The following is a 22795-nucleotide window of genomic DNA, read 5'->3' as shown; positions in this document are numbered from 1 at the left end:
GTTGGTTTAATTGTTTGATTATTAGTTGGTTGTGTTTTGCTGTTTTGATTGAGTTGTTGTCAGCTCATCAGGTTTAGAAATTGCGACGACTACAATATTTGAACAAGGTGAAAAGGAACTTATTTTATATAAAGTGAATGATTAAACGGGTACTTAATATTATTCATGAGCTAATTGTATTATTGGTTTATTCTCCAATAAAACGTAGCTCCCCAAAGGTCATTTTATTTTTCACAGCCTTTTGGCGTTCCGTTATGGCGGCAAAGATATATGCTTCATGCACCGGGGCCAGCTATATTCGGCAGGTGTTGTTTTTTGCATTTTTATTTTTGATTGGCTGCAATACCAGTGAGCCTAAAAAAGACGAAGGCAACAAACTTTTTTCACTGCTTCCTTCATCATCTACAGGAATAACTTTTGCCAATGATGTTAAATATACCGAACAATTGAATGTTTATACCTACCGTAATTTTTATAACGGTGGGGGTGTTGGTATTGGAGATATTAATAATGACGGCTTGCCGGATGTTTTCCTTTGCGGAAATCAAAAATCAAACAGACTCTATTTAAACAAAGGCAACTTTCAGTTTGAAGACATAACCGATAAGGCCGGACTCTCTTCGGCAGGTGTCTGGTCAACTGGCGTTACCTTTGCGGATATTAACGGCGATGGGCTGTTGGATATTTATATATGTAAGTCGGGCGATTTTTCCGGAAAAAACAGAAGTAATCAGTTATTCATTAATAATGGTAACCTCACGTTTACCGAAAAAGCGGCCGAATACGGGTTAAATAATAAAGGCTTGTGTACTCATGCTGTTTTCTTTGATTACGATCACGACGGAGACTTGGATTGCTACCTTCTTAATAATTCGTTTCGTTCGGTAGGGAACTATGATTTGATCAAAGATCAGCGCAATATTCCTGATCCCCTGGGTGGGAATAAACTGTATCGTAACGACGGTAGTCATTTTACAGACGTGACCCAACAAGCAGGAATATACAGCAGCAAAATTGGTTTTGGATTAGGTGTAACCATTTCTGATGTAAACGGGGATGGCTGGGACGATATCTATGTTTCCAACGATTTTTTTGAACGTGATTACCTCTACATTAATAATCGCGACGGTACCTTTAAAGAGTGCCTTACCGACGCAATTAGGGAACTAAGCCAAAACTCAATGGGAGCTGACATAGCCGACATCAATAATGACGGCTATCCTGATATTTATGTGACTGATATGCTTCCTGAACCGGAATCAAGGTTAAAAACAAAAACAGCTTTTGAAAACTGGGATAAGTATCAGTCCGACCTCCAAAATGGATATTATCAGCAATTCCTTCGCAATGTTTTGCAGCTGAACCAGGGGCCGGTTATGAATAAAAACTTAGTCACAAATAAGATAAACTTCAGCGAGATAGGCCGGCTTTCGGGAGTTCATGCAACCGACTGGAGTTGGGGCGCACTGATCTCGGATATGGATAATGATGGGTTTAAAGACATTTTCGTTAGCAACGGTATTTATAAAGACCTAACCGATCAGGATTATATCCAATTTATGGCTAATCCGATACAAGTAAGAAAGATGATGGGTAGTGAGAAGGAGGTAATTAAGAAGCTGATAGATAGCATGCCCTCGGAGGCTGTGCCTAACTATGCCTACCGAAACAATGGGGACCTGACATTTACCAATAAGGCAGCCGAATGGGGACTTGGAGATCCGGGTTTTTCGAATGGTTCGGCGTATGGTGATTTAAATAATGATGGGGCGCTTGACCTGGTGGTTAACAATGTAAATATGCCGGCCTTTATCTACCGAAACAACAGCAGGAAGCTGGAGCCGGCGAATAAATATTTGAAAGTGGTATTGCAGGGCGAGGGGAAGAACCGCTTTGGCGTAGGGGCGCAGGTAACGTTATACTATAATCATATCTTAAACTACCAGGAGCAGGTTCCGTCGCGGGGATTTGAATCGAGTGTAGACACCCGGTTGAATTTCGGTTTAGGTAAAATAAAGGAGATCGATTCGATAGTGGTAAAATGGCCTTGCGGTAAGCAGAAAGTATTAAAAGGAGTAAAACCCAACCAGACAATCACGGTAAAAGAGGCTGAATCGGGACTGCCCGGGAAAGCAGTGAGGGGGCAGCCGGTTCAAAGCCGGTGTTTGAACAGAGTACAGATAACCATGGGATAGACTTTGTGCACAAGGAAAATGACTTTATAGATTTTGACAGGGAAAAGCTGATCTTCCAGATGCACTCGGCCGATGGCCCGCGGATAGGTAAAGGCGATGTCAACGGCGACGGTTTGGAAGACTTCTATATCTGCGGGGCCAAAGACCAGCCAGGCGCATTATATATCCAAACCCGGGCGGGTCGTTTTAAACGGAGCAACGAAAAGCTGTTTGAGCAGGATAAGGCCAGTGAAGATACAGACTGTTTGTTTTTCGACGCGGATGGCGACGGGGACCAGGACCTGTATGTATGTAGCGGGGGCAACGAGTTCTCGGCTAACTCGACGGATCTGATCGACCGGCTATATATCAATAATGGGAAGGGTAATTTCAGCAAATCGCAACAGGTGCTGCCGTCATTTCAGTTTGAGAGCAGCTCCTGCGTAACGGCAGCAGATGTTGACGGGGACTGGGACCAGGACCTGTTTGTTGGAGTGCGTTTAAAGCCGGGTGAATATGGCTACCCGTGTAAGGGTTATCTCCTGCAGAACAATGGCAAAGGCTATTTTACAGATGTAACCGACGAGAGGGCCCCGGGCTTAACGGAATTGGGTATGGTTACCGATGCCAAATGGTTTGATTATGACCGTGACGGAAAACCAGACCTGGTGGCCTGCGGGGAGTATATGCCGATCCGGATATTCCATAATGAAGGTGGGCGTTTAAAGGAAGTAACGCGCGAAGCGGGCCTGGAGTGGAGTAATGGGTGGTGGAACCGCCTGGAGATTGCGGACATAGACGGCGATGGTTACCCGGATATAGTAGCCGGCAATCATGGGCTAAACTCCAGGTTTAAGGCAACCCGAGCGAAGCCTGTAAGTATGTATGTAGGGGACTTTAGCGGCACGGGCAGCATAGAAGATATAGTATGCACCTATAACGGCGACAAACAATACCCGATGGCATTGAGGCATGACCTGGTAGGCGAACTTCCCTACCTGAAGAAGAAATACCTGCGGTACGCCCAGTACAAGGAACAAACGATGGAAGGTATATTTGGCAGGGAGCTGTTACAAAAGATGGTTAAGCTGGATGCCTGCGAAATGCGGAGCAGTGTGCTGCTGAATAAGCGGAATGGCAAGTTCCTGATGAAGCCATTGCCGGTGGAGGCGCAGTTTTCGACAGTTTTTGGGCTGGTGGTGAAAGACTATGACGGGGATGGAAAAAAGGACATTGTGCTGGGAGGCAACTTTTACCAGTCAAAGCCGGAAGCAGGGATCTACGATGCCAGCTATGGATTGCTGCTTAAAGGAGATGGGAAAGGTAGCTTTACGGCAGTTAAACCGCAGGTAAGCGGCATCGTAATAAAAGGGGCGGTACGAGATATGAAAGAGATTAAAGCTGGAAACAACAAGCTGCTGATTGTAGCTAAAAATAATGATAAAACAGAGGTGTTAAGTTTTAAATAAGATGGTGGTTAACTATGAGATATTTTAAAGGGATCCTGGTTGTTGTATGTCTCATTTCTGTATTTTCTTGTAATTCAGACGACAGAAAGTATGAAAACGCAGTAGCGAGTGAACTTTCGCGGGGAGTGAGAAGAGATAGCCTGTTTCAGGGAATAAAATTAGGGATGACCTCAAAAGAGTTTTACACCCACTGTTGGGAAATGAATAAAAAAGGGATCTTTTTTGCAGGCCCCGGTAATACAACAGTTTTATATAAACTAAATAAGGAATTGAAATATCCGGCTTCCATGAATTTCTACCCTGATTTTCGGCAAGGTAAGATTAGCAAAATGAGAGTGAGTTTTAGTTACGATGCTTTCGCCCCTTGGAATAAACAAATGTTTGCTGATAGCCTGCAGTTGGATGTATTAAATATGCTGAAAAAATGGTATAAGGAAAAGGACTTTATCCTTATAACGGACCCGGCTAAAGGGACGATTTTTGTGCAGGTAGATGGTAACCGGCGAATTATCATCGGGAAATATGATGACGCCCACGTAAAAGTAGATTACACTGATTTATTGACAGATGAAAAAAATAAGGTGAATTTTACTTTTTTGACAGAAAAAACTATTCATGATGTTTTTAGCATCAGGTACTGTTTTGTGTTCTTTTTATTGGCTTTAACCAGTTGCCAAAAAAAGCAAAGCGGGGGTGGCAATAAGCTTTTTGAACTTTTAAATTCCAATGAAACGCATATCGATTTTGTTAACCAATTATCGTATGATGCTAATTTCAATATTTTTACTTATCGTAATTTTTATAACGGTGGCGGTGTAGCAATAGGGGATATCAATAATGACGGATTGCCGGATCTTTTTTTGGTGGGCAACATGGTGCCCAGTCATCTATATTTAAACAAAGGCAATTTTCAGTTTGAAGACATAACCGGAAAAGCCGGAATTGCCAAGCTCGGCAGATGGTCTACCGGTGTTACTATGGCAGATGTTAACGGTGATGGACTGTTGGATATTTATGTTTGCAATAGTGGCGATGTTAAAGGCGATCATAAACAGAATGAACTATACATTAACAACGGTAATCTCACTTTTACCGAACGGGCAAAGGAATATGGAATTGGTGTAAATGGATACTCAACCCATGCTGTTTTCTTTGATTATGATCATGACGGAGACCTGGACCTCTTTATGTTAAGCAATTCTTTTAAGGCAATCGGCAGCTTTAATATTCAGAATAATGAACGGAATAAAAGAGATTTATTGGGAGGGCAAAAATTATTCAGGAATGATGGTGGCCATTTTACCGATGTGAGTGAACAGGCCGGTATTTATGGTAGTGTAATTGGTTTTGGTTTGGGGGTAAGTGTGGGAGATGTAAATGGGGATGGCTGGGACGACATCTATGTTTCCAACGATTTTTTTGAACGTGATTACCTATATATTAATAATCACAACGGTACGTTTAAAGAATCGCTTGAGGATCAGATGAAAAGCATTAGTAATGCATCAATGGGTGCCGACCTGGCCGATATCAACAACGATGCACATCCTGATATTTTTGTGACGGATATGCTTCCGGCATCAGAATCAAGGCTTAAAACAAATACCACTTTTGAAAACTGGGATAAATACCAGCTTGATTTAAGATATGATTATTATCACCAGTTTACCAGGAACACGCTCCAGTTGAACAATGGCAACGGAACCTTTAGCGAGATAGGCCGGCTTGCAGGTGTTCATGCAACCGATTGGAGCTGGGGAGCGTTGATCACTGACCTTGACAATGATGGATTCAAAGATGTTTTTATCGCTAACGGTATTTATAAGGACTTAACAAACCAGGACTATATTCAACGTTTATCCGATCGGAACGTGATGGGGAGTGTTTGGACAAATAAAGGCATAAATTACAAGAAGCTGATAGATAGCATGCCCTCGGAGGCTGTGCCTAACTATGCCTACCGAAACAATGGGGACCTGACATTTACCAATAAGGCAACCGAATGGGGTCTTGGTGACCCGGGTTTTTCGAATGGTTCGGCATATGGTGATTTAAATAACGATGGGGCGCTGGACCTGGTGGTGAACAATGTAAATATGCCGGCCTTTATCTACCGAAACAACAGCAGGAAGCTGGAGCCGGCGAATAAATATTTGAAAGTGGTATTGCAGGGCGAGGGGAAGAACCGCTTTGGCGTAGGGGCACAGGTAACGTTATACTATAATCATACCTTAAACTACCAGGAGCAGGTTCCGTCGCGGGGATTTGAATCGAGCGTAGACACCCGGTTGAATTTCGGGTTAGGTAAAATAAAGGAGATCGATTCGATAGTGGTAAAATGGCCTTGCGGTAAGCAGAAAGTATTAAAAGGAATAAAACCGAACCAGACAATCACGGTAAAAGAGGCTGAATCGGGATTGCCCGGGAAAGCAGTGCGGGGGTAGCCGGTTCAAAGCCGGTGTTTGAGCAGAGTACAGATAACCATGGGATAGACTTTGTGCACAAGGAAAATGACTTTATAGATTTTGACAGGGAAAAGCTGATCTTCCAGATGCACTCGGCGGATGGCCCGCGGATAGGTAAAGGCGATGTCAACGGCGATGGTTTGGAAGACTTCTATATCTGCGGGGCCAAGGACCAGCCAGGCGCATTATATATCCAAACGCCGGGGGGCGTTTTAAACGGAGCAACGAAAAGCTGTTTGAGCAGGATAAGGCCAGTGAAGATACAGACTGTTTGTTTTTCGACGTGGATGGCGACGGGGACCAGGACCTGTATGTATGCAGCGGAGGCAACGAGTTCTCGGCTAACTCGACGGATCTGATCGACCGGCTATATATCAATAATGGGAAGGGTAATTTCAGCAAATCGCAACAGGTGCTGCCGTCATTTCAGTTTGAGAGCAGCTCCTGCGTAACGGCCGCAGATGTTGACGGGGACTGGGACCAGGACCTGTTTGTTGGAGTGCGTTTAAAGCCGGGTGAATATGGCTACCCGTGTAAGGGTTATCTCCTGCAGAACAATGGCAAAGGCTATTTTACAGATGTAACCGACGAGAGGGCCCCGGGCTTAACGGAATTGGGTATGGTTACCGATGCCAAATGGTTTGATTATGACCGTGACGGAAAACCAGACCTGGTGGCCTGCGGGGAGTATATGCCGATCCGGATATTCCATAATGAAGGTGGGCGTTTAAAGGAAGTAACGCGCGAAGCGGGCCTGGAGTGGAGTAATGGGTGGTGGAACCGCCTGGAGATTGCGGACATAGACGGCGATGGTTACCCGGATATAGTAGCCGGCAATCATGGGCTAAACTCCAGGTTTAAGGCAACCCGAGCGAAGCCTGTAAGTATGTATGTAGGGGACTTTAGCGGCACGGGCAGCATAGAAGATATAGTATGCACCTATAACGGCGACAAACAATACCCGATGGCATTGAGGCATGACCTGGTAGGCGAACTTCCCTACCTGAAGAAGAAATACCTGCGGTACGCCCAGTACAAGGAACAAAGGATGGAAGATATATTTGGCAGGGAGCTGTTACAAAAGATGGTTAAGCTGGATGCCTGCGAAATGCGGAGCAGTGTGCTGCTGAATAAGCGGAACGGTAAGTTCCTGATGAAGCCATTGCCGGTGGAGGCGCAGTTTTCGACGGTTTTTGGGCTGGTGGTGAAAGACTATGACGGGGATGGAAAAAAGGACATTGTGCTGGGAGGCAACTTTTACCAGTCAAAACCGGAAGCAGGGATCTACGATGCCAGCTATGGGTTGCTGCTTAAAGGAGATGGGAAAGGTAGCTTTACGGCAGTTAAACCGCAGGTAAGCGGCATCGTAATAAAAGGGGCGGTACGTGATATGAAAGAGATTAAAGCCGGAAACAACAAGCTGCTGATCGTAGCTAAAAATAATGATAAAACAGAGGTACTGGTAAATGCTCCGGATAAAAAGGAGTAAATGGAATACAGTATAGGGAATAGTGATAAAATAAAATTACCTGCATTGTAAATAGGGTGGTAGTAAAATACAACTGAATCACCATCGTTGAATGATGGGCGGATAATTATACAATCCGAAGGAGCAGAAATTTATTACTGAAAAATAGAAATTGCCGAACTATAATTTAACCGAATACCAAAAATCTAAATATAGTCACATGCCAATAGATTCATTGAACGTAAATACCAAAGCTAAAATTCAAAACACCTACGATGCTATTGTAATAGGCTCGGGGATTAGCGGTGGATGGGCTGCAAAGGAATTAACCGAAAAAGGTCTGAAAGTATTAATGCTTGAACGCGGTCGTAATTATGAGCATATAAAGGATTATGTTACCGCTACAAAAGATCCATGGGAATTTGAACACCGGGGCAATGCTACCTTACAGCAGAAAACAGATAACCCTGTTATATCCCGGGATTGGGCCATGTATGGGACCGCGGCCCAGGAACCCCTGATGAAATCATGGGTAAATGAAAAGGATTGTCCTTATGTAGAAGTTAAACCGTTTACGTGGTGGCGTTCGTATCAGTTAGGCGGAAGGTCTACTTTATGGGGGCGGCAAAGCTACCGGTGGAGCGATTTTGATTTTGAAGCCAATGCAAAAGATGGTATTGCTGTTGATTGGCCTATTCGTTATAAAGAACTGGCGCCATGGTATGACTATGTAGAAAAATTTGCCGGAATAAGTGGATCGACGGAGGGCTTGCCCCATTTACCCGATGGGCACTACTTGCCGCCTATGCAACTAAATTGTGTGGAAAAAGATGTGGCATCAAGAATAAAAGCTTTTTACAAGGGGCAGCGCCACATGTTTATAGGCCGCGTGGCCAATCTTACCGCGCCTATCCAGGCAAGGACGCAGTGTCAGTTTAGAAACCGGTGCTGGGAGGGCTGCCCATTTGGCGGTTATTTCAGTACACAATCTTCAACGCTGCCCGCAGCAATGGCAACGGGTAACCTTACCGTCAGGCCATGGTCAATCGTAACCAAAATTTTGTACGATAAAGACACCAGCAAAGCGACGGGTGTTGAGGTGCTGGATGGCGAAACGAATAAAACCTATGAATTTTATTCAAAAATTGTATTCCTGAATGCTTCTGCACTGAACAGTGCATGGGTTTTGATGAATACCGCAACAGATGTATGGCAAGGCGGATTGGGCAGTAGCAGCGGCGAATTAGGACATAATATTATGGATCATCATTATATGCTCGGTGCACAAGGAACAATAGAAGGCTTCGAAGACAAATACTATTTTGGCCGCAGAGCGAATGGTTTTTATATTCCCCGTTTTGTTAACTTGTTTGGTGATAAAAGGGACTTTCTGCGCGGCTATGGTTACCAGGGAAGCGCCAGCAGAGACGGCTGGAGCCGGGATGTTGCGGAAATGAATATAGGTGCTGATTTTAAAGATGCGCTTACAGAACCTGGTGCATGGCATATCGGAGCAACCGGTTTTGGTGAAATTTTGCCCTATCACGATAATAAAATAACGCTTAATAAAGATGTGAAAGATAAGTGGGGGTTGCCTGTACTTTCAATGGATGCGGGTTTGAAAGAGAATGAGCTAAGTATGCGTAAGGATATTATTAAAGAATTGGTGGCCATGTATGAAGCGGCCGGGGTAAAGAATATCACAACCTGGGATAAAAATTATGCAATTGGTCAGGGCATTCACGAGATGGGGAGTGCACGTATGGGTAAAGATCCAAAAACATCGGTACTCAACGCGCACAACCAGGTTTGGGACGCGCAAAATGTGTTTGTAACTGATGGGGCCTGCATGACTTCAAGCGCGTGTCAAAACCCATCGCTCACTTATATGGCGCTGACCGCACGCGCGGCTCACTATGCTGTGGATGAGTTAAAAAAAGGCAATTTATAAGCGATATATTTAAGCTTTAATTTTAATAATTAATCAGACGAAATATAATTAATACAATACAGCAATATTGGTAAGCATCTGTTTTATCGCAAAACGCAGCAAATTTCAAAGCCCGAAGATACCGGGATAATAGTTCCGACTCATTATCATGGGCAGTAGATTTAAATGTCGCTATCATTTTTAGATATTATCAAATAAAAAGCACCTTTTCATATAGTAGCTATGCTGCGTCACAATTAATAAATTTTTATGAATCGTTTTTTACTTTGGCTTTCAGGGATTATCATTTTGCTTAGTTCCTGCCAAAAAGCTGATTATCAAAGGATAACTGATAATCCGGAATTGTACCGTATTACGGAAAAAAAGTTAAATGACATTATACTTGAAAATAATTTTCCGCCGGTCATTGCTTCCCGTAACTATGCGTATGCTAACATTGCCGCATACGAGGTAATATCCGCCCAAGACCCTAAAAAATTCCGGTCGTTGGCAGGTCAAATCAGGCATTTAACCGCTACACCAAAACCTGCTCCGGGTGTTGAAATTGATTACCCGTTTGCATCCTTGCTTGCCTTTTGCTATGTAGGGAATGCGGTTACATTTCCTGAGGGGAGTATGGACGAGATATGTCGATGCATTAAAAAAGGAAGCAAAAGATGGCGGAATGCCGTCTGATGTATTTGAGCATTCGGTGAACTATTCAGATGTAGTTGCAAAGCACATTATGAAATGGAGCAAAACGGATCATTATGCACAAACTCGATCCGCTAACAAATACACGGTTACAAAAAAGAAGGGCGTTGGGTACCTACACCACCTATGTATTCACAAGCATTGGAACCGCATTGGGGAGAGATTAGGCCTTTAATACTCGATTCAGCTTCGCAGGTGGCGCCACCACCACCTCCTTTATTTGATATGAAGGACATAAATAGCCAGTTTTATAAGGACGTATTAGATGTAAAGTCTGTTGGTACAAATCTTACCAAAGAGCAAAAACACATCGCTGATTTTTGGGATGATAATGCCTTTAAGTTAAACGTTGTGGGACATGCCACCTTCGGAACTAAGAAGTTCTCACCAGGCGGGCATTGGATGAATATCGCGGGGATAGCCTCAGAAACGTGCAAGGCAGATTTTAGCAGCACAGTTTGTGCATATGCTGAAACATCGATTGCTTTATTCGATGCATTTATCAACTGCTGGTATTTTAAGTATAAATATAATTTAGTTCGCCCCGAGACTGTAATAACCAAATATTTGGACCCTGACTGGAAAACATATATTCAAACGCCCTCATTCCCCGAATATGTAAGCGGCCATGCTGTAATCTCGGCCGCCGCAGCCGAGATTTTGACCAACCAATTCGGAGATAATTTTGCATATCGGGATACATCAGAGACTGAGTTTGGAATAGCACCCCGTAGCTTTAGATCTTTTAGGGAAGCAGCAATGGAAGCGGGCATATCGCGCGTTTATGGCGGTATACATTTTAAAAATTCCTGCATAGTTGGAACAGAAGAGGGTAAGCAAGTTGGGCAACTGGTATTAAACAGGTTACTTATGAAGATTAAATTGCATGAGAAATGAGTTTATATCTTAAGATCGATTCAATCTTCGCTTGTTGCCTTTAATATACATTAATGTTATACTGAATTATGCTCAGCCATTGCATTAAAAAGGATAATCACCAAGAGTGGCGTGAAAATCTCCTACATAACATATGAATGTAATATAAACAGCATTTATCGGGTAGCCCGCCTGGTTGGGAAATGTTCGGAGACGGGAATACCGGCCTGCAGCACGTTACTGACATTTTTTAATACGGCCTCGTCAAACCCACTTTTGTCAACCATTTCCACAATTTTGAAACTATAGAATTGCTTTTTTAATACATCACATTCAACAGATAGTGCCAGCGCCAGCAGTTGTAGCTTCCCCGGAGGAAAGTCCTTTTTATCTGATTCTATTCTGCTTAAGTCGCTCCGGTTCATTCCAAGTTCTGCGGATAAATATTCTTGTGAAAACTTTAATGTTGTCCTGTACTTTTTGATCAATCCACCAAAACTCAAAGCGGCAGGTGGGAGGCTCTCTTTCCCGGAAGCGACGGTGTTAGGGTTTAGTGGCTCAATAGGTGCGTAGCTGCCGATGATTTTGAAAAGATCCGCCAACTGCCTGGCAGGGCGGTTTATATCGGATGTTTTAAGCTCATATCTGATCTTTCTATTCTCGCGTCTGATGGTTACAAAGCCTGCTTTTTTAAGATCAGTGATATGCTTCGTTAATTGGCCTGGGTTAAAAGGAAGAGAAAGTAATGCCTCGTGAGACAGTATGTTGTTATTAGCGATAAGCGTTTTGAAGATACATACCCTGATTGGGAGCGCCAGCAACCTGGCAAAGTTGCAAAGTTCCAGATCTGCTTTATTGATATCCATATTTGAACCGGGCATAGATACGATATTATAGAATATAAATTAATGTTGTTCCGGTTCAGCTTCGTGGGAATCCGGTATGCCCAGTTCTTCTACGAGGCGACCATAATGTCTGGCGAATCTGCTCCACATATTTTCATTTAATGTATACAAAGATCTTTTTCCATCGATGCTAACCGAGATCAATTCGGTTTTGATCAACTCCTTCAAATGGTGGGATACTGTAGATTGTGCGAACGGTAGAAATTCAACGAGCTCGCCTGTGGTAATCCCAGGTTTCCTTGCAATGATACGGATAATAGAGATCCTACCGGGGTGCGACAGTGCTATGGATACATCTGAGATGAACTGGTCGGGATAACTGAACTCTTCTGTTTTCTTTTGTGCCATCGCTGTTTACAATTATTTGATCGTGCTAAAATAGAGTTTGTTTTTTGAATGTTGGAAGCTTCTTGATCTATTTAAGATTGTCTATAATATCGATTATTCAATATATTCTTTTTGATAATATGAAGTTAACATTGGCTTAATTTATCGCCGATAATTTTGAGCGTCATTTAAGATTATGCAAAAGTTTACTCGGCTCTTTTCTTTCATTCTTTTAAGTTTTTTAATAAGCTCCAATTCATTTGCACAGTCAGTGGGTAAAATTGCCGGTAGGGTAATCGACCAAAAGACTGGTGAAACACTCATAGGCGCGACAGTTGGCTTACAGGGCGGCAGCAAGGGCGCTGCCACCAATGTGGAAGGCCGGTATATATTGAGTGGACTTCAGCCGGGCAAATACAGTATCGTTGTTAAATACATCGGTTACCAGAGCAAATCGGTTTCTGATGTGGAAGTTCAGGCAGGTGCAGTAACCTCGCTGGATGTCGCTTTGACCCAATCTTCAACGCAAGCTCTTAATGAAGTTGTTGTGAAAGCTACTTACCGCCAGGCTTCAGTAAACGCCCTTTACGCAAGGCAGAAGAATAGTATACAATTAAGTGATGGTATATCTGCCGATATGATCCGTAAATCCCCTGACCGGAATACTGGTGACGTTTTGAAACGCGTCAGCGGAACAAGCGTGCAGGAGGGTAAATTCGTTGTTATCCGTGGTTTATCCGAAAGGTATAATAACAATATGATGAACGGGACAACGCTGCCAAGTTCCGAACCGGATAAAAAAGCTTTTGCTTTTGACATCATTCCTTCAAGTCTTGTCGATAATATTATCGTGTACAAAACGGCGACGCCAGATCTGCCCGGTGATTTTGCGGGTGGTACAATCAATACTATTACCAAAGATATTCCCGACAGCAGGTTCCTGGAAGTGGCGATAAGCGTTGGCTATAATTCCAAAACTACCCTTAAGAATAATTTTATTGATGCGAGGCCTAACGGGAAATATGATTTTCTTGGATTCGATGACGGTTCAAGAAAGCTGCCTGCGGCTTATTCTAATGTGAAAAAAGACTATACATCCGGGACAACAAGTGCCGAAAAAACCGCTATAGCGCAGCAATTTCCCAATACTTTTTATTACAAAGAAGGGCAAATGAGCCTTCCCAATATTGGTTTTCAATTTTCCACGGGCAATTCCAAAATCAATACAAATGGCAATCGCCTGGGTTATAACTTCAGTCTGAACTACAGCAATGGGCACCGTGCATCATTTGGTGACAGAATTGGTTATACCGGGTTCAATGACGCATCGAAAGAGCTTCCCCTGTACAGCTTTGACCGTAATACTTATACCAACTATAAAAGCCTTGGCGGTTTGCTGAATTTCGCTTATACATTCGGAAAAAACAAAATTGCCTGGAGAAACCTTTACAATAACGACTTTTCTGTTGACTTCGAGCAAACCAACAATGCCCTGAATTTTGAGGCCGGTCAAACAGACCCGCTGCGCTACAAAGGCTACTCTGTGGAGACAACTCAAAACGGCATTTATACTTCCGCATTGGAAGGGCAGCACACGCTGGGAAAAAGAATATTATTTTTGACTGGAATGCTTCCTACGGTTTATCATACCGGAACCAGCCCGACCAAAGGATCGTAACCATCTATACACCTTTGAACCAGCCCGAATATATCTCATTATCCAGCGAAAACAGCCCCAAACCTAATGACCTTGGCCGTGTGTATTCAAAATTAAATGAAAATATTTACGGCGCGAAAGCAAACCTGGCAGTTCCGTTCAAGTGGCTTGATGAGTCGCAGAAATTGAAATTTGGTGGGCTTATTTCTCATCGTGACCGTGATTTCAGCATTGACGCGCTGGGATACACTGACGCCATAGGCTTCGGAAACAAAGCAATCCCGCTCACCGGCGGTTATACGATCTTTAATGTGTTCAGTCCTCAAAGTATTGCTCAAAACGGGATCGATCTGTCGCGCCTGGACCTTAGCTCCACCGATTACAAAGGAAAAGCCGATCAGGACGCGGGTTATGTGATGCTGGACAATAAGCTGAACAAAAAAATCCGTTTGGTTTGGGGGCACGTGTTGAACGGTATGCGCAGTCGCTTAAACCGCTGGGCCAGACCGAACAGAAATATAATAATACCGATGTTCTGCCTTCGGGTAACCTGACCTATAGTTTATCGGAGAAGGTGAATTTACGTGCGGCATACTTCAGGTCGGTAAACCGCCCGGAGTTCAGAGAGCTTGCCAGTTTTCGCTATTTTGACTACCAGACTAACTTTATCGTCAGCGGTAACCCGGACCTGCAGCGAAGTATAATTGATAACGCAGACCTTCGCTTTGAATATTATCCGTCAGGAGGGGAGATCATCTCGGTTTCGGCTTTTTACAAGAAATTTAAGAATCCGATCGAGCAGATTAATCAGGGTAACGATATTTTGACTTATCAGAATGCGCTCAATGCCAAGGATTTCGGTTTTGAAGCCGAGATGAGGAAGAAACTGAATTTTATTGCTGAAGGAAGTTTCTTGAATGATGTAACATTTTATGTGAATGCTTCCTATATCAATGCCAAGGTAAAGCTGGCTGATGGCCGTAACGCGTCTACCCCCTTCAGGGACAGTCACCCTACCTGATTAACTCGGGCCTGTATTATACGCCAGAAGGTAGTGATTTTTCTTTCAACGTGCTTTATAACAGGATAGGGGAGCGTTTACGTTTCAGGGCCGTTACCGGTGGTGTGGATATCTATGAGAAGCCGCGGAATGTGATCGATATGCAGCTAAGTAAGGCTTTATTTAAAAAGCGTGCCGAGCTTAAACTGACCGTATCCGACCTGCTTGCGCAGCCTTTTGCATTGTATAATAATTACGGAAGCTCGGGGAGTACCGCATATAATGCTAAAGAGGATAAAATAATCCAAAGCCGTTATTCGGGTTTTGGAACAACCCTTTCGTTCAAATATAATTTCAGTTTCAAAAAATAATCACGCTATACAGTAAAAGGCATTGCAATTTATTATCAATTATTATTAACAATTATTATGAAAAAAACGTTGTATTTACTTGGCTCATTAGCCATGATAGGATTAGCTTCCTGCTCAAAAAACAATGACCCGGGTACAAATCCGCCGGTTAATCCTCCTGCTGTTACCAAAATGGATGTTAGGGGAAAGATTACTAAAGACACGCACTGGACCGCCGATATTACTTACAGGCTTCGCGGTTACGTTTATGTGGATAATAATGCAACTTTAACCATCGATCCGGGAACCAAAATTGTGAGCAATAAAGACTCAGCAGGTGTGCTCATTATTTATAAAGGAAGTAAGATCAATGCCGCCGGAACTGCTGATAAGCCAATTGTTTTCACCTCGGCGGAGGCTGATCCGAAACCAGGTAATCTCGGTGGCCTTGTGATCGTTGGGTCGGCTACCGGTAATGGCAACCACGCAGTACTTGAAGGTGGCGTAGATACCGAGCACCAGCCATTCGGCGGCACAAACGACGCTGATAATTCAGGTGTTTTACAATATGTACGTATTGAATATGCCGGTAAAGCGGTTAATCCAGGTGATGAAGTAAACGGCTTAAGTATGTACACTGTTGGCAGCGGTACCAAAGTAGATCACATTGAAGTGCTTCGCGGCCTTGACGATGCTTACGAGTTTTTCGGCGGTTCATTTAATGCTAAATACCTGGTTGCCTATAACAATGCCGATGATGACTTTGATTTTGATGATGGATACCATGGTAAGATCCAATACGCGATCTCTGTTAAAGATCCGGCATTTACTGATAATAAAGGTACCAGCGGTGATATCTCCAACAATTTTGAAGTGGATAACACAACAGATGCTAAAGGTTATTTATTAACTCCTAACACATTCCCTTTGTTGTCAAACTTTACGGCTATAGGGCCTAATAACGCCACAGGAGTATCTGCGGATTACGGCTATGGTATGCGCTGGAGAAGAGGTGCAAAATTTATTTTGGCTAATGCCATCGTAATGGGAGGTCAAAAAGCGGGCTTAGACCTGGATAATGACCCAACCGCTCAGTATTATATCGCCGGAACAAGCGGTTTAAAAAACAGCTTGCTGCAGGCGGTAACATCACCTTATAAAGTTGACAAATTGGCTACAGCTGGTTTACTGGACGCAGCAGGTTTAAAAACATTAGTTGAAGGCCGTGATGGCACAAAATCATTCACTGCTGCAGCAGATATTATGTTGACCGATCCGTTTAACAATGCTGCTCCAAACTTATTGCCTAAAGCAGGTTCACCGGCAATTGTTGCGGGCAAGTTTGATGGCTCCTTATCCGATTCGTTCTTTGATAAAACCAACTATATAGGTGCGATCGATCCAGCTAATGACTGGTCAAAAGCTTCCTGGATAGTTTACGGAAAATAATCCGCAGCGTACTAACAAAAAAGACCTTTTCAGTAATGGAAAGGTCTTTTTTTATTATATGAGATAGTCAGCTTTGATTGGATCGCTAAGTTAACAGTAGTTAAAAATGTCCCGCTTCATTGGCGGAATTTTAGTGTTAATATCCAATTTCAACTGTTGCCTGGTAAATATCCCGGTTAGCAATGTTATTGATGATAAAGTGCGCAACATCAGCCCTTGATATTTTCAGGCAGTTTTTAAGAAATGCATTAATAGCTATGCGATATGTGCCGGTAACAGCCTGATTTGTAAGCTGCGGTGGTCTAATGATAGTCCAGCTAATGTTACTGCTTTTTATCACCACCTCCATTTTGAGCAAATCGGTATACATATGTTTCAGCAGTTTTTGAACTACATATTTTTCAACAAGCCTGATATAAAATGGGAGTACGGGGCTTATTTCAATTGCACTGGCCGAGATCAGGAACATGCGTTTTATGCCTTTTTGTTCCATCGCTTTTAAAATATTGGCATTGCCTTGCGAATACAAAGCCGTGGGTTTATCTGATCCGACGCCACCGGCTACGCCTATTGCCGAAATTACAGCATCCTGGTTTTCAAAATTATTTTCAAATGCGCCGGGTTGCATAACATCACCGCTTACTTTTTTAGATTGGGGTGCTCGATTGCTAATTTGGCCGGGTTTCGTAATATTGCGGTAACCAGGTGCCCGGCCTGAAGGGCCTGTTCAACGCACTGCCTGCCAATGCCGCCGTTTGCGCCTACAATTACTAACTTATAAATAGGGATGTTTTGTTGCATTTCCATTTTTTGCGATTAACTAAATTTGAAAATGCTTAAAAAAACTATGCTGAAAAACAATATCAGCTGTACTGTAAAAAAGATATTAAGGTTCACCTTAATTTGGTCAACCCGTTCTGCTAAGTAAGCTTTGTCGTTATTCATAATCATTCGTAACTCTTCGCCTTGCTTCCTTCCAAAAAATATCCCGTTTAGCATTAGAACCAAAACAATTCCTATTTTTATTCTAAACCATAGCTGTTCGCCAAATACGCCATGGGTTAAGGCCATCATGCCAATGCCTGTTATAACCAGCAGGGCGGCACCTATTCCAATCAGTGTTGATGACTTAGATGTACCTGCCAGTATACCTTTTGATTTTTCTGTATTATCATCAAAATGCTTCCAAAAGGTTTTAAATACTGTAAAATCAACAATGGTGGTGCCCGCCATTATCGTTAGCCCTGTTAAGTGTAGTATTAATAGTGCTGGTAAAAAGAGTGAGGTATTCATTTGTTATGATTGATTAAATTTATAAAATATACCATATGGTAGTAAAATAATACAATATTATACCAAAAGAAAGTAAATAGCAAATATTGGAGACGTTTTTTTAGATTTGATACCAAAAGGAAATAACACGTGAATAAAACAGTTGAATTGGTTAAGCTTTGGGGCGATTATGAGGAGAAAAATCCCGGTTGTAATTTGGATGATTTCTTCCGGCATCAGCTAATGGCCAAGGCAGCAGATGAGAAGAAAGCAACGCCCGACTGGCAGTTAAGGCCGGGAATTAACGGCAAGCTCATGATTTTGATAAGACGGATAGGGAAGTACCATATGGTATATTCAAACAAAGCGCTTGAAGGTACAGGGCTTGATCAGATAGAGGAGTTCGGTATATTGGCTACTATTTTTAACCAGGTTAACCCAATAAAATCTGAGGCTATTTATAATAATATAATCGAACTATCAAGTGGTACCAATATGCTTAACAGGCTAAAAAAACGCGAACTGATAACCGAGTATGAAGATATTGATGATAAACGTATTAAGCGTTTAAAATTAACAGCCCTTGGAGAGGAAACTCTTGGAAAAGCCAAAGTACGTGTAGTTGAAGTTGCGCGAATGATGACCAGCGCATTGAGCGAGGAAGATAAACAGCTTTGTTTTCAACTGCTTAACCCCGTTAGCGAAAAGTTTGACGGAACCTTCCAAAAATTTAAAAGCAAAAGTTTTGATGAAATTTTTGAAGCTATGATAAAGTAGTTTATTGGCTTTTTTAACGGAAAGAAAAGTTTTGTGACCGTAATGCGGCAAGTGTTAATATTTGTTAAAAGCGTAAAGGTTAATAATTTATGCGTATATTTAGTTAACCTGCTCACCTGTTAACTGAACCCGTCATGAAAACATTGAAACTTACCTCAACAGTAATATTGATGCTCTTGTCAATAAATCTGTTTGCCCAGCGTGTTAAAGGTATCGTTATTGATAAAACTACCTATTTGCCGGTGGCAAATGCTTTTATCAATACACCGGCATCAAAAAGCATAAGTAATGTCGAAGGGAAATTTTTGTTAGCCAACGTAAAGCCCGGTGACACTTTAAGGATCACCAGCATAGGTTACAAGCCTTTTAAGCTTATAGTCAGTTTTTTAAAATTTGATACCTTAAGATGTTACATTGAGCCCGCGGCAACTGTTTTAAGTGAGGTAAAAATCAGGGCCAGGCGTAATGCCAGGGCCGATTCATTACGTAACAGGAGGGAGTTTGCCTCTGTTTTTGCCTATCGTGGCTCAACCATAAAAGATGCGTTTATAGCACGTCCGGCTGATCTTGATTTTGGTAAGCCCAGCAATCACATAAATGCGGATAAAAGTACAGCAACTATCTTGAGCATCAACTTGCTGTCGGTGATCGATATGTTGAATAAGAACAAAGCTCCGCAATCAAAGTTGCAAAAGATTTTGCTGAAGGATGAAGAAGATGAATATGTGGACCGGTTTTTTTCGCCGGAAAAGGTGAGTTCAATAACTAATCTTAAAGGCGATTCGCTGCAAAATTTTATGAACCAATATCACCCCGAAATTAAAAAAGTGAAAAAGATGAACGATTATGATATGATCAGTTATATTAAAAAAAGCTACGCTGAGTATCTCAAATCGGGTAGCAGGCAAACGGCCCTGCTTTTTGCAAAGTGAAATGGTCTTGTATTATTAAGCGATACTGTGTTTTGAACAATAGAACGTGTATTGTTACTGACCGGTTTCGTTACCTTTCAATTACCAGGTATTTTTTGTTGCAGCTATAGCAAAAATACCTTTTAACCGGCAGCCAAAATGTCAATAGCTTTAACAATGCCGGCCTGTGAATCCTTTGGCCGGTATTAGTTTGGCACTGTGGACAAAATGTATAGCTGTGCCTTTTTTTTGAAGGTTCATTTTCAGTATCTACAATATGCATAACATGAATACAATTAAACCCATTGTATCCTCATAAGCAGGCTTTTATTGGTTAAATACCCAAAACTGAAACTATTACTTTATGGAATAGTTTTTATGAGGCTTTGCTTTTATATTGTGTGCCTGTAAGCACAGGCGATTTTTGGTTAAACCTGTTCCATTCGTCAATATTTACCATACCGGGAGCAGTTGCATAATGTTTTTTATTTGTTGGGCAGGTAACTATAAAACCTTTACGGGTTTGATCAATTACGGGACGTGCACCACATTCTTTGCAAGGCTCACAATGGATATTGGGTTGAATTTGAATAGATTCGGACATTACGTTTTTTTAAAGGTTAAATGAACCCTTGCTGCTGAGCAAGAGAATTTTTTCATTATGAATTAGGGTTGGGCTGTGTTGCTACAAAGATGCAAATAATATTTTTATTAAAAAAATGCAATTTGTGAAGCAGATTTTACAATTATGTAACATGTTTATTAGCAAAAGTGTAAGTTGAGTTGTTTTGTGTGCATAATTGTGCAATCGTTAGTTTACAACACGCAATTTCAAGTTGTGAGGTTTTTGTTTATTAACAACTTTTTTACACTTTGAGATATTGAATTCCTCCTCATGAAAAAAATCATAAGCCCACTGTTGTCGTTATTATTTTGTATTCATTTTGTATCTGCACAACCGTCATCTTCTTCGATAAAGCAATGGCAAGATCAAAAGTTTTCCATGTTTATCCATTTCGGTGGCATTTATTCAGTTTGGGGTGGTGTTTGGGATGGGAAGCCGGTTACCCGCGGCTTAAGTGAGCAAATTCAGGCCCATGCTGGTATTTACAGTGATACTTACGCCAACCTGGCCAAAAACTTTAACCCGGTAAATTGGAATGCTGATAGTATTGCCCTGCTGGCTAAAGCGGCTGGAATGCGCTCTGTTGTACTAACTTCAAAACATCACGATGGGTTTTGCATGTTTAAAACTGCAACTACCGATTTTAATGTGGTTGATGCTACTCCATTTAACCGTGATGTGGTAAAGGAAATGGCCGAAGCCTGTAAAAGGCAGGGTTTAAGGTTCGGTTTGTATTTTTCGCTGATAGACTGGCATTATCCGCAGGCGTCACCCATATCAAGTCATAATTCTGATTATATAACACCCGAGCATCATGAATATAACAAGAAGCAGGTAACCGAGTTACTATCAAACTATGGCACTATATCCGAACTTTGGTTTGATATGGGGTCGCAAAGCCCTGAACAAAGTAAAGAACTTTATCAATTGGTGCACCGCTTGCAGCCTGATTGTATGGTAAGCAGCCGTTTGGGTAATGATCAGGGCGATTTTGCCGTAATGGGTGATAATCAGTATCCCGATTATTCCATTGGAGTGCCCTGGCAGTCGCCTGCTTCATTTTTTGACGAGAACCTGGGGCTACCGATCATGGCAAAAACGCGGAAGCGAGGATGAAAAGTATAAAGAGAAATTGGAAAGCCTGATCCGCGTGATTAGCAGGGGAGGTAATTACCTGCTTAATATCGGTCCCAAAGGCGATGGCTCAGTAGTTGGTTTTGAAAAGGATGTTTTATTGAAGATAGGCACCTGGCTCTATAAAAATGGCGAAGCTGTTTATGGCACAACTGCCGATCCATTTTTTACCCCCTTTAAATGGGGTAATATAACTGCTAAACCCAATAAGCTTTATCTTTTTGTAACCTCGGTACCCGCTGATGGCCTGATCTCTTTACCCGGCCTGGAAGGCAGGATCAGTAATGTTTCTGTTTTGGGCGAACAACAATCGCTTAGCTTTAAACAGGCAATTGATGCCGCTGTGATAACCTTACCCGCAGGTTTTGACAGTGAAAACCAAATAAAAGTTATAGCGGTTGGCATTGCCGAAGGTTACAAAGTGCAACCTGTTCATATCCTGAGCAGCATTTATGACCACATGAAACTGGATGAGCACAACGCTTATAATTATTATAGTTCATCGGGCATTGATTATAACAGCAATTATCAAAGTACGGTAAAGCAAAGCTGGACAATTAAGCCTAAACACAAAGGTAAATACCAGCCTGCTATACAATATACCGACGAAGAAAAAGGCAGTATTGTTGACCTAACTGTAAACAATGTAACCACCACGCTCGAGCTCGACAGCGATAGGAAGATGAAGTATAAACCTGATACGGCTAAAATAAAATGGGGTCCATTATATATAACCGGCCCATACTCCGCAGGCTTAGGAGGTTTAAATGGCCGCGCGGATAAAATCGATATCTCAAAACCTTTTACCAAAGACACCGATAAACCATGGCGGTCTATAGACGATTATAAAAACGGGCAGCTGATTGATTTGCCCGCAGGCATGGATAATGCTTACTACATTTTGCAAAACATCAACGCAGGCAAGGATTTAATTTACGCGCAGGTTAAGATTACCAGCGGCGATGGCATAATTGTTTTGCTTAATGGGAGGCAACTGCTCATCAATAATAATCCGGGTAAGGCTGCCTCTGTAAGTCATGTCATCGGTTTGGATTTGATACCCGGCAATAACCAGTTACTAATAAAAGTGTTCAACAACTTTAAAAAGAACATCCCTTTTGCGCTCACACATAGTATTCCACAAAATATCTATATTAAAGATCTCGAACCTTTAACGCTTGAAGCAAATGAACTTTACCCGGTGAGTTTAAAGTTACATGATCCCGCATCGCCGAATCAAACTTTAAAGTTGCCTAATCTTGAAATTGTGTTTACGAAAAAGTAAGAAAATA

Annotated in this window: 22 protein-coding genes; 16 read left to right on the top strand and 6 right to left on the bottom strand. The window is 42.2% G+C overall.

Annotated features, from left to right (window positions below; translation table 11 throughout):
- Window positions 1–254 precede the first annotated feature (254 nt).
- The 7 genes from ACRQ5D_RS33760 to ACRQ5D_RS33730 all read left to right on the top strand — a co-directional run bounded on the left by ACRQ5D_RS33760 (window position 255) and on the right by ACRQ5D_RS33730 (window position 11117).
- Window positions 255–2195, top strand: coding sequence for a CRTAC1 family protein (locus ACRQ5D_RS33760; RefSeq protein ID WP_431198907.1), 1941 nt, complete (start codon window positions 255–257; stop codon window positions 2193–2195).
- Window positions 2162–3643 (top strand): FG-GAP repeat domain-containing protein, encoded by a 1482-nt coding sequence (locus ACRQ5D_RS33755; protein WP_431198906.1) that lies wholly within the window; start codon window positions 2162–2164, stop codon window positions 3641–3643. Before ACRQ5D_RS33760 ends, ACRQ5D_RS33755 begins: the two co-directional genes overlap by 34 nt.
- A 14-nt stretch (window positions 3644–3657) precedes the next feature.
- Entirely contained in the window at window positions 3658–6087 is a 2430-nt protein-coding gene (locus ACRQ5D_RS33750) for a CRTAC1 family protein (protein WP_432327978.1), read from the top strand.
- Between the two features lie 292 nt (window positions 6088–6379).
- Window positions 6380–7597, top strand: a complete 1218-nt coding sequence (locus ACRQ5D_RS33745) for an FG-GAP repeat domain-containing protein (protein WP_431198904.1) — start codon at window positions 6380–6382, stop codon at window positions 7595–7597.
- Between the two features lie 199 nt (window positions 7598–7796).
- On the top strand, window positions 7797–9527 hold the full coding sequence (locus ACRQ5D_RS33740) for a GMC oxidoreductase (RefSeq protein WP_091170306.1): 1731 nt from the start codon (window positions 7797–7799) through the stop codon (window positions 9525–9527).
- Between the two features lie 249 nt (window positions 9528–9776).
- Window positions 9777–10202: a hypothetical protein gene (locus ACRQ5D_RS33735; RefSeq protein WP_432327976.1), complete on the top strand. Its 426-nt coding sequence runs from the start codon at window positions 9777–9779 to the stop codon at window positions 10200–10202.
- A 144-nt stretch (window positions 10203–10346) separates the two neighbouring features.
- Window positions 10347–11117, top strand: coding sequence for a vanadium-dependent haloperoxidase (locus ACRQ5D_RS33730; protein ID WP_431198902.1), 771 nt, complete (start codon window positions 10347–10349; stop codon window positions 11115–11117).
- A gap of 155 nt (window positions 11118–11272) precedes the next feature.
- Here ACRQ5D_RS33730 and ACRQ5D_RS33725 read toward each other — a convergent pair whose 3' ends face one another.
- Together ACRQ5D_RS33725 and ACRQ5D_RS33720 are read right to left on the bottom strand one after the other, a co-directional pair.
- The gene (locus tag ACRQ5D_RS33725; RefSeq protein ID WP_091170298.1) at window positions 11273–11977 is read right to left on the bottom strand and encodes a helix-turn-helix domain-containing protein; all 705 of its coding nucleotides are present in this window, start codon (window positions 11975–11977) and stop codon (window positions 11273–11275) included.
- Window positions 11978–12001: 24 nt separating this feature from the next.
- Entirely contained in the window at window positions 12002–12349 is a 348-nt protein-coding gene (locus ACRQ5D_RS33720; protein ID WP_090533366.1) for an ArsR/SmtB family transcription factor, read from the bottom strand.
- Window positions 12350–12599: 250 nt separating this feature from the next.
- Between ACRQ5D_RS33720 and ACRQ5D_RS33715 the strand changes: the two genes are divergently transcribed.
- Genes ACRQ5D_RS33715 through ACRQ5D_RS33695 form a run of 5 tightly spaced genes read left to right on the top strand, consistent with a single transcriptional unit; the run spans window position 12600 to window position 16784 of the window.
- The gene (locus ACRQ5D_RS33715; RefSeq protein WP_432327974.1) at window positions 12600–14006 is read left to right on the top strand and encodes a carboxypeptidase-like regulatory domain-containing protein; all 1407 of its coding nucleotides are present in this window, start codon (window positions 12600–12602) and stop codon (window positions 14004–14006) included.
- Between the two features lie 14 nt (window positions 14007–14020).
- The gene (locus ACRQ5D_RS33710; protein WP_432327972.1) at window positions 14021–14539 is read left to right on the top strand and encodes a hypothetical protein; all 519 of its coding nucleotides are present in this window, start codon (window positions 14021–14023) and stop codon (window positions 14537–14539) included.
- The gene (locus ACRQ5D_RS33705) at window positions 14440–15006 is read left to right on the top strand and encodes a TonB-dependent receptor domain-containing protein (RefSeq protein ID WP_432327970.1); all 567 of its coding nucleotides are present in this window, start codon (window positions 14440–14442) and stop codon (window positions 15004–15006) included. The genes ACRQ5D_RS33710 and ACRQ5D_RS33705 overlap by 100 nt, the downstream gene beginning before the upstream one ends.
- 50 nt (window positions 15007–15056) lie before the next feature.
- Window positions 15057–15356 (top strand): hypothetical protein, encoded by a 300-nt coding sequence (locus ACRQ5D_RS33700; RefSeq protein WP_431198899.1) that lies wholly within the window; start codon window positions 15057–15059, stop codon window positions 15354–15356.
- Between the two features lie 57 nt (window positions 15357–15413).
- Window positions 15414–16784 (top strand): hypothetical protein, encoded by a 1371-nt coding sequence (locus tag ACRQ5D_RS33695; protein ID WP_091170289.1) that lies wholly within the window; start codon window positions 15414–15416, stop codon window positions 16782–16784.
- Between the two features lie 136 nt (window positions 16785–16920).
- Here the strand turns inward: ACRQ5D_RS33695 and ACRQ5D_RS33690 are convergent, their stop codons facing one another.
- From ACRQ5D_RS33690 to ACRQ5D_RS33680, 3 genes are read right to left on the bottom strand one after another with little or no spacing between them, the layout of a single operon-like run.
- Window positions 16921–17412 carry an NAD(P)-dependent oxidoreductase gene (locus ACRQ5D_RS33690; protein ID WP_431198898.1) on the bottom strand — a complete coding sequence of 164 codons (492 nt, stop codon included), beginning with the start codon at window positions 17410–17412 and terminating at the stop codon, window positions 16921–16923.
- A gap of 11 nt (window positions 17413–17423) precedes the next feature.
- Window positions 17424–17591 (bottom strand): NAD(P)H-binding protein, encoded by a 168-nt coding sequence (locus ACRQ5D_RS33685; protein ID WP_431198897.1) that lies wholly within the window; start codon window positions 17589–17591, stop codon window positions 17424–17426.
- Window positions 17592–17600: 9 nt separating this feature from the next.
- Complete coding sequence (locus ACRQ5D_RS33680; protein WP_143020805.1) at window positions 17601–18077, bottom strand: hypothetical protein; 477 nt, start codon at window positions 18075–18077, stop codon at window positions 17601–17603.
- A 129-nt stretch (window positions 18078–18206) separates the two neighbouring features.
- Between ACRQ5D_RS33680 and ACRQ5D_RS33675 the strand changes: the two genes are divergently transcribed.
- Window positions 18207–18833: a MarR family winged helix-turn-helix transcriptional regulator gene (locus tag ACRQ5D_RS33675; protein ID WP_091170277.1), complete on the top strand. Its 627-nt coding sequence runs from the start codon at window positions 18207–18209 to the stop codon at window positions 18831–18833.
- Window positions 18834–18967: 134 nt separating this feature from the next.
- Window positions 18968–19765 carry a carboxypeptidase-like regulatory domain-containing protein gene (locus ACRQ5D_RS33670; protein ID WP_091170273.1) on the top strand — a complete coding sequence of 266 codons (798 nt, stop codon included), beginning with the start codon at window positions 18968–18970 and terminating at the stop codon, window positions 19763–19765.
- Between the two features lie 355 nt (window positions 19766–20120).
- Here the strand turns inward: ACRQ5D_RS33670 and ACRQ5D_RS33665 are convergent, their stop codons facing one another.
- On the bottom strand, window positions 20121–20348 hold the full coding sequence (locus ACRQ5D_RS33665) for a hypothetical protein (protein ID WP_091170268.1): 228 nt from the start codon (window positions 20346–20348) through the stop codon (window positions 20121–20123).
- A gap of 291 nt (window positions 20349–20639) precedes the next feature.
- On the opposite strand from ACRQ5D_RS33665, the gene ACRQ5D_RS33660 reads away from it, so the two are divergent.
- Together ACRQ5D_RS33660 and ACRQ5D_RS33655 are read left to right on the top strand one after the other, a co-directional pair.
- Entirely contained in the window at window positions 20640–21485 is an 846-nt protein-coding gene (locus ACRQ5D_RS33660; protein WP_431198893.1) for an alpha-L-fucosidase, read from the top strand.
- A complete protein-coding gene (locus tag ACRQ5D_RS33655; RefSeq protein WP_431198892.1) occupies window positions 21433–22788 on the top strand; it encodes an alpha-L-fucosidase in 1356 nt (451 codons plus the stop codon). Before ACRQ5D_RS33660 ends, ACRQ5D_RS33655 begins: the two co-directional genes overlap by 53 nt.
- Window positions 22789–22795: the final 7 nt, after the last annotated feature.

This window comes from Mucilaginibacter sp. P25 (assembly GCF_050859465.1).
GTDB lineage: Bacteria > Bacteroidota > Bacteroidia > Sphingobacteriales > Sphingobacteriaceae > Mucilaginibacter > Mucilaginibacter gossypii.
This window is presented reverse-complemented; position numbering and strand designations above follow the sequence as displayed.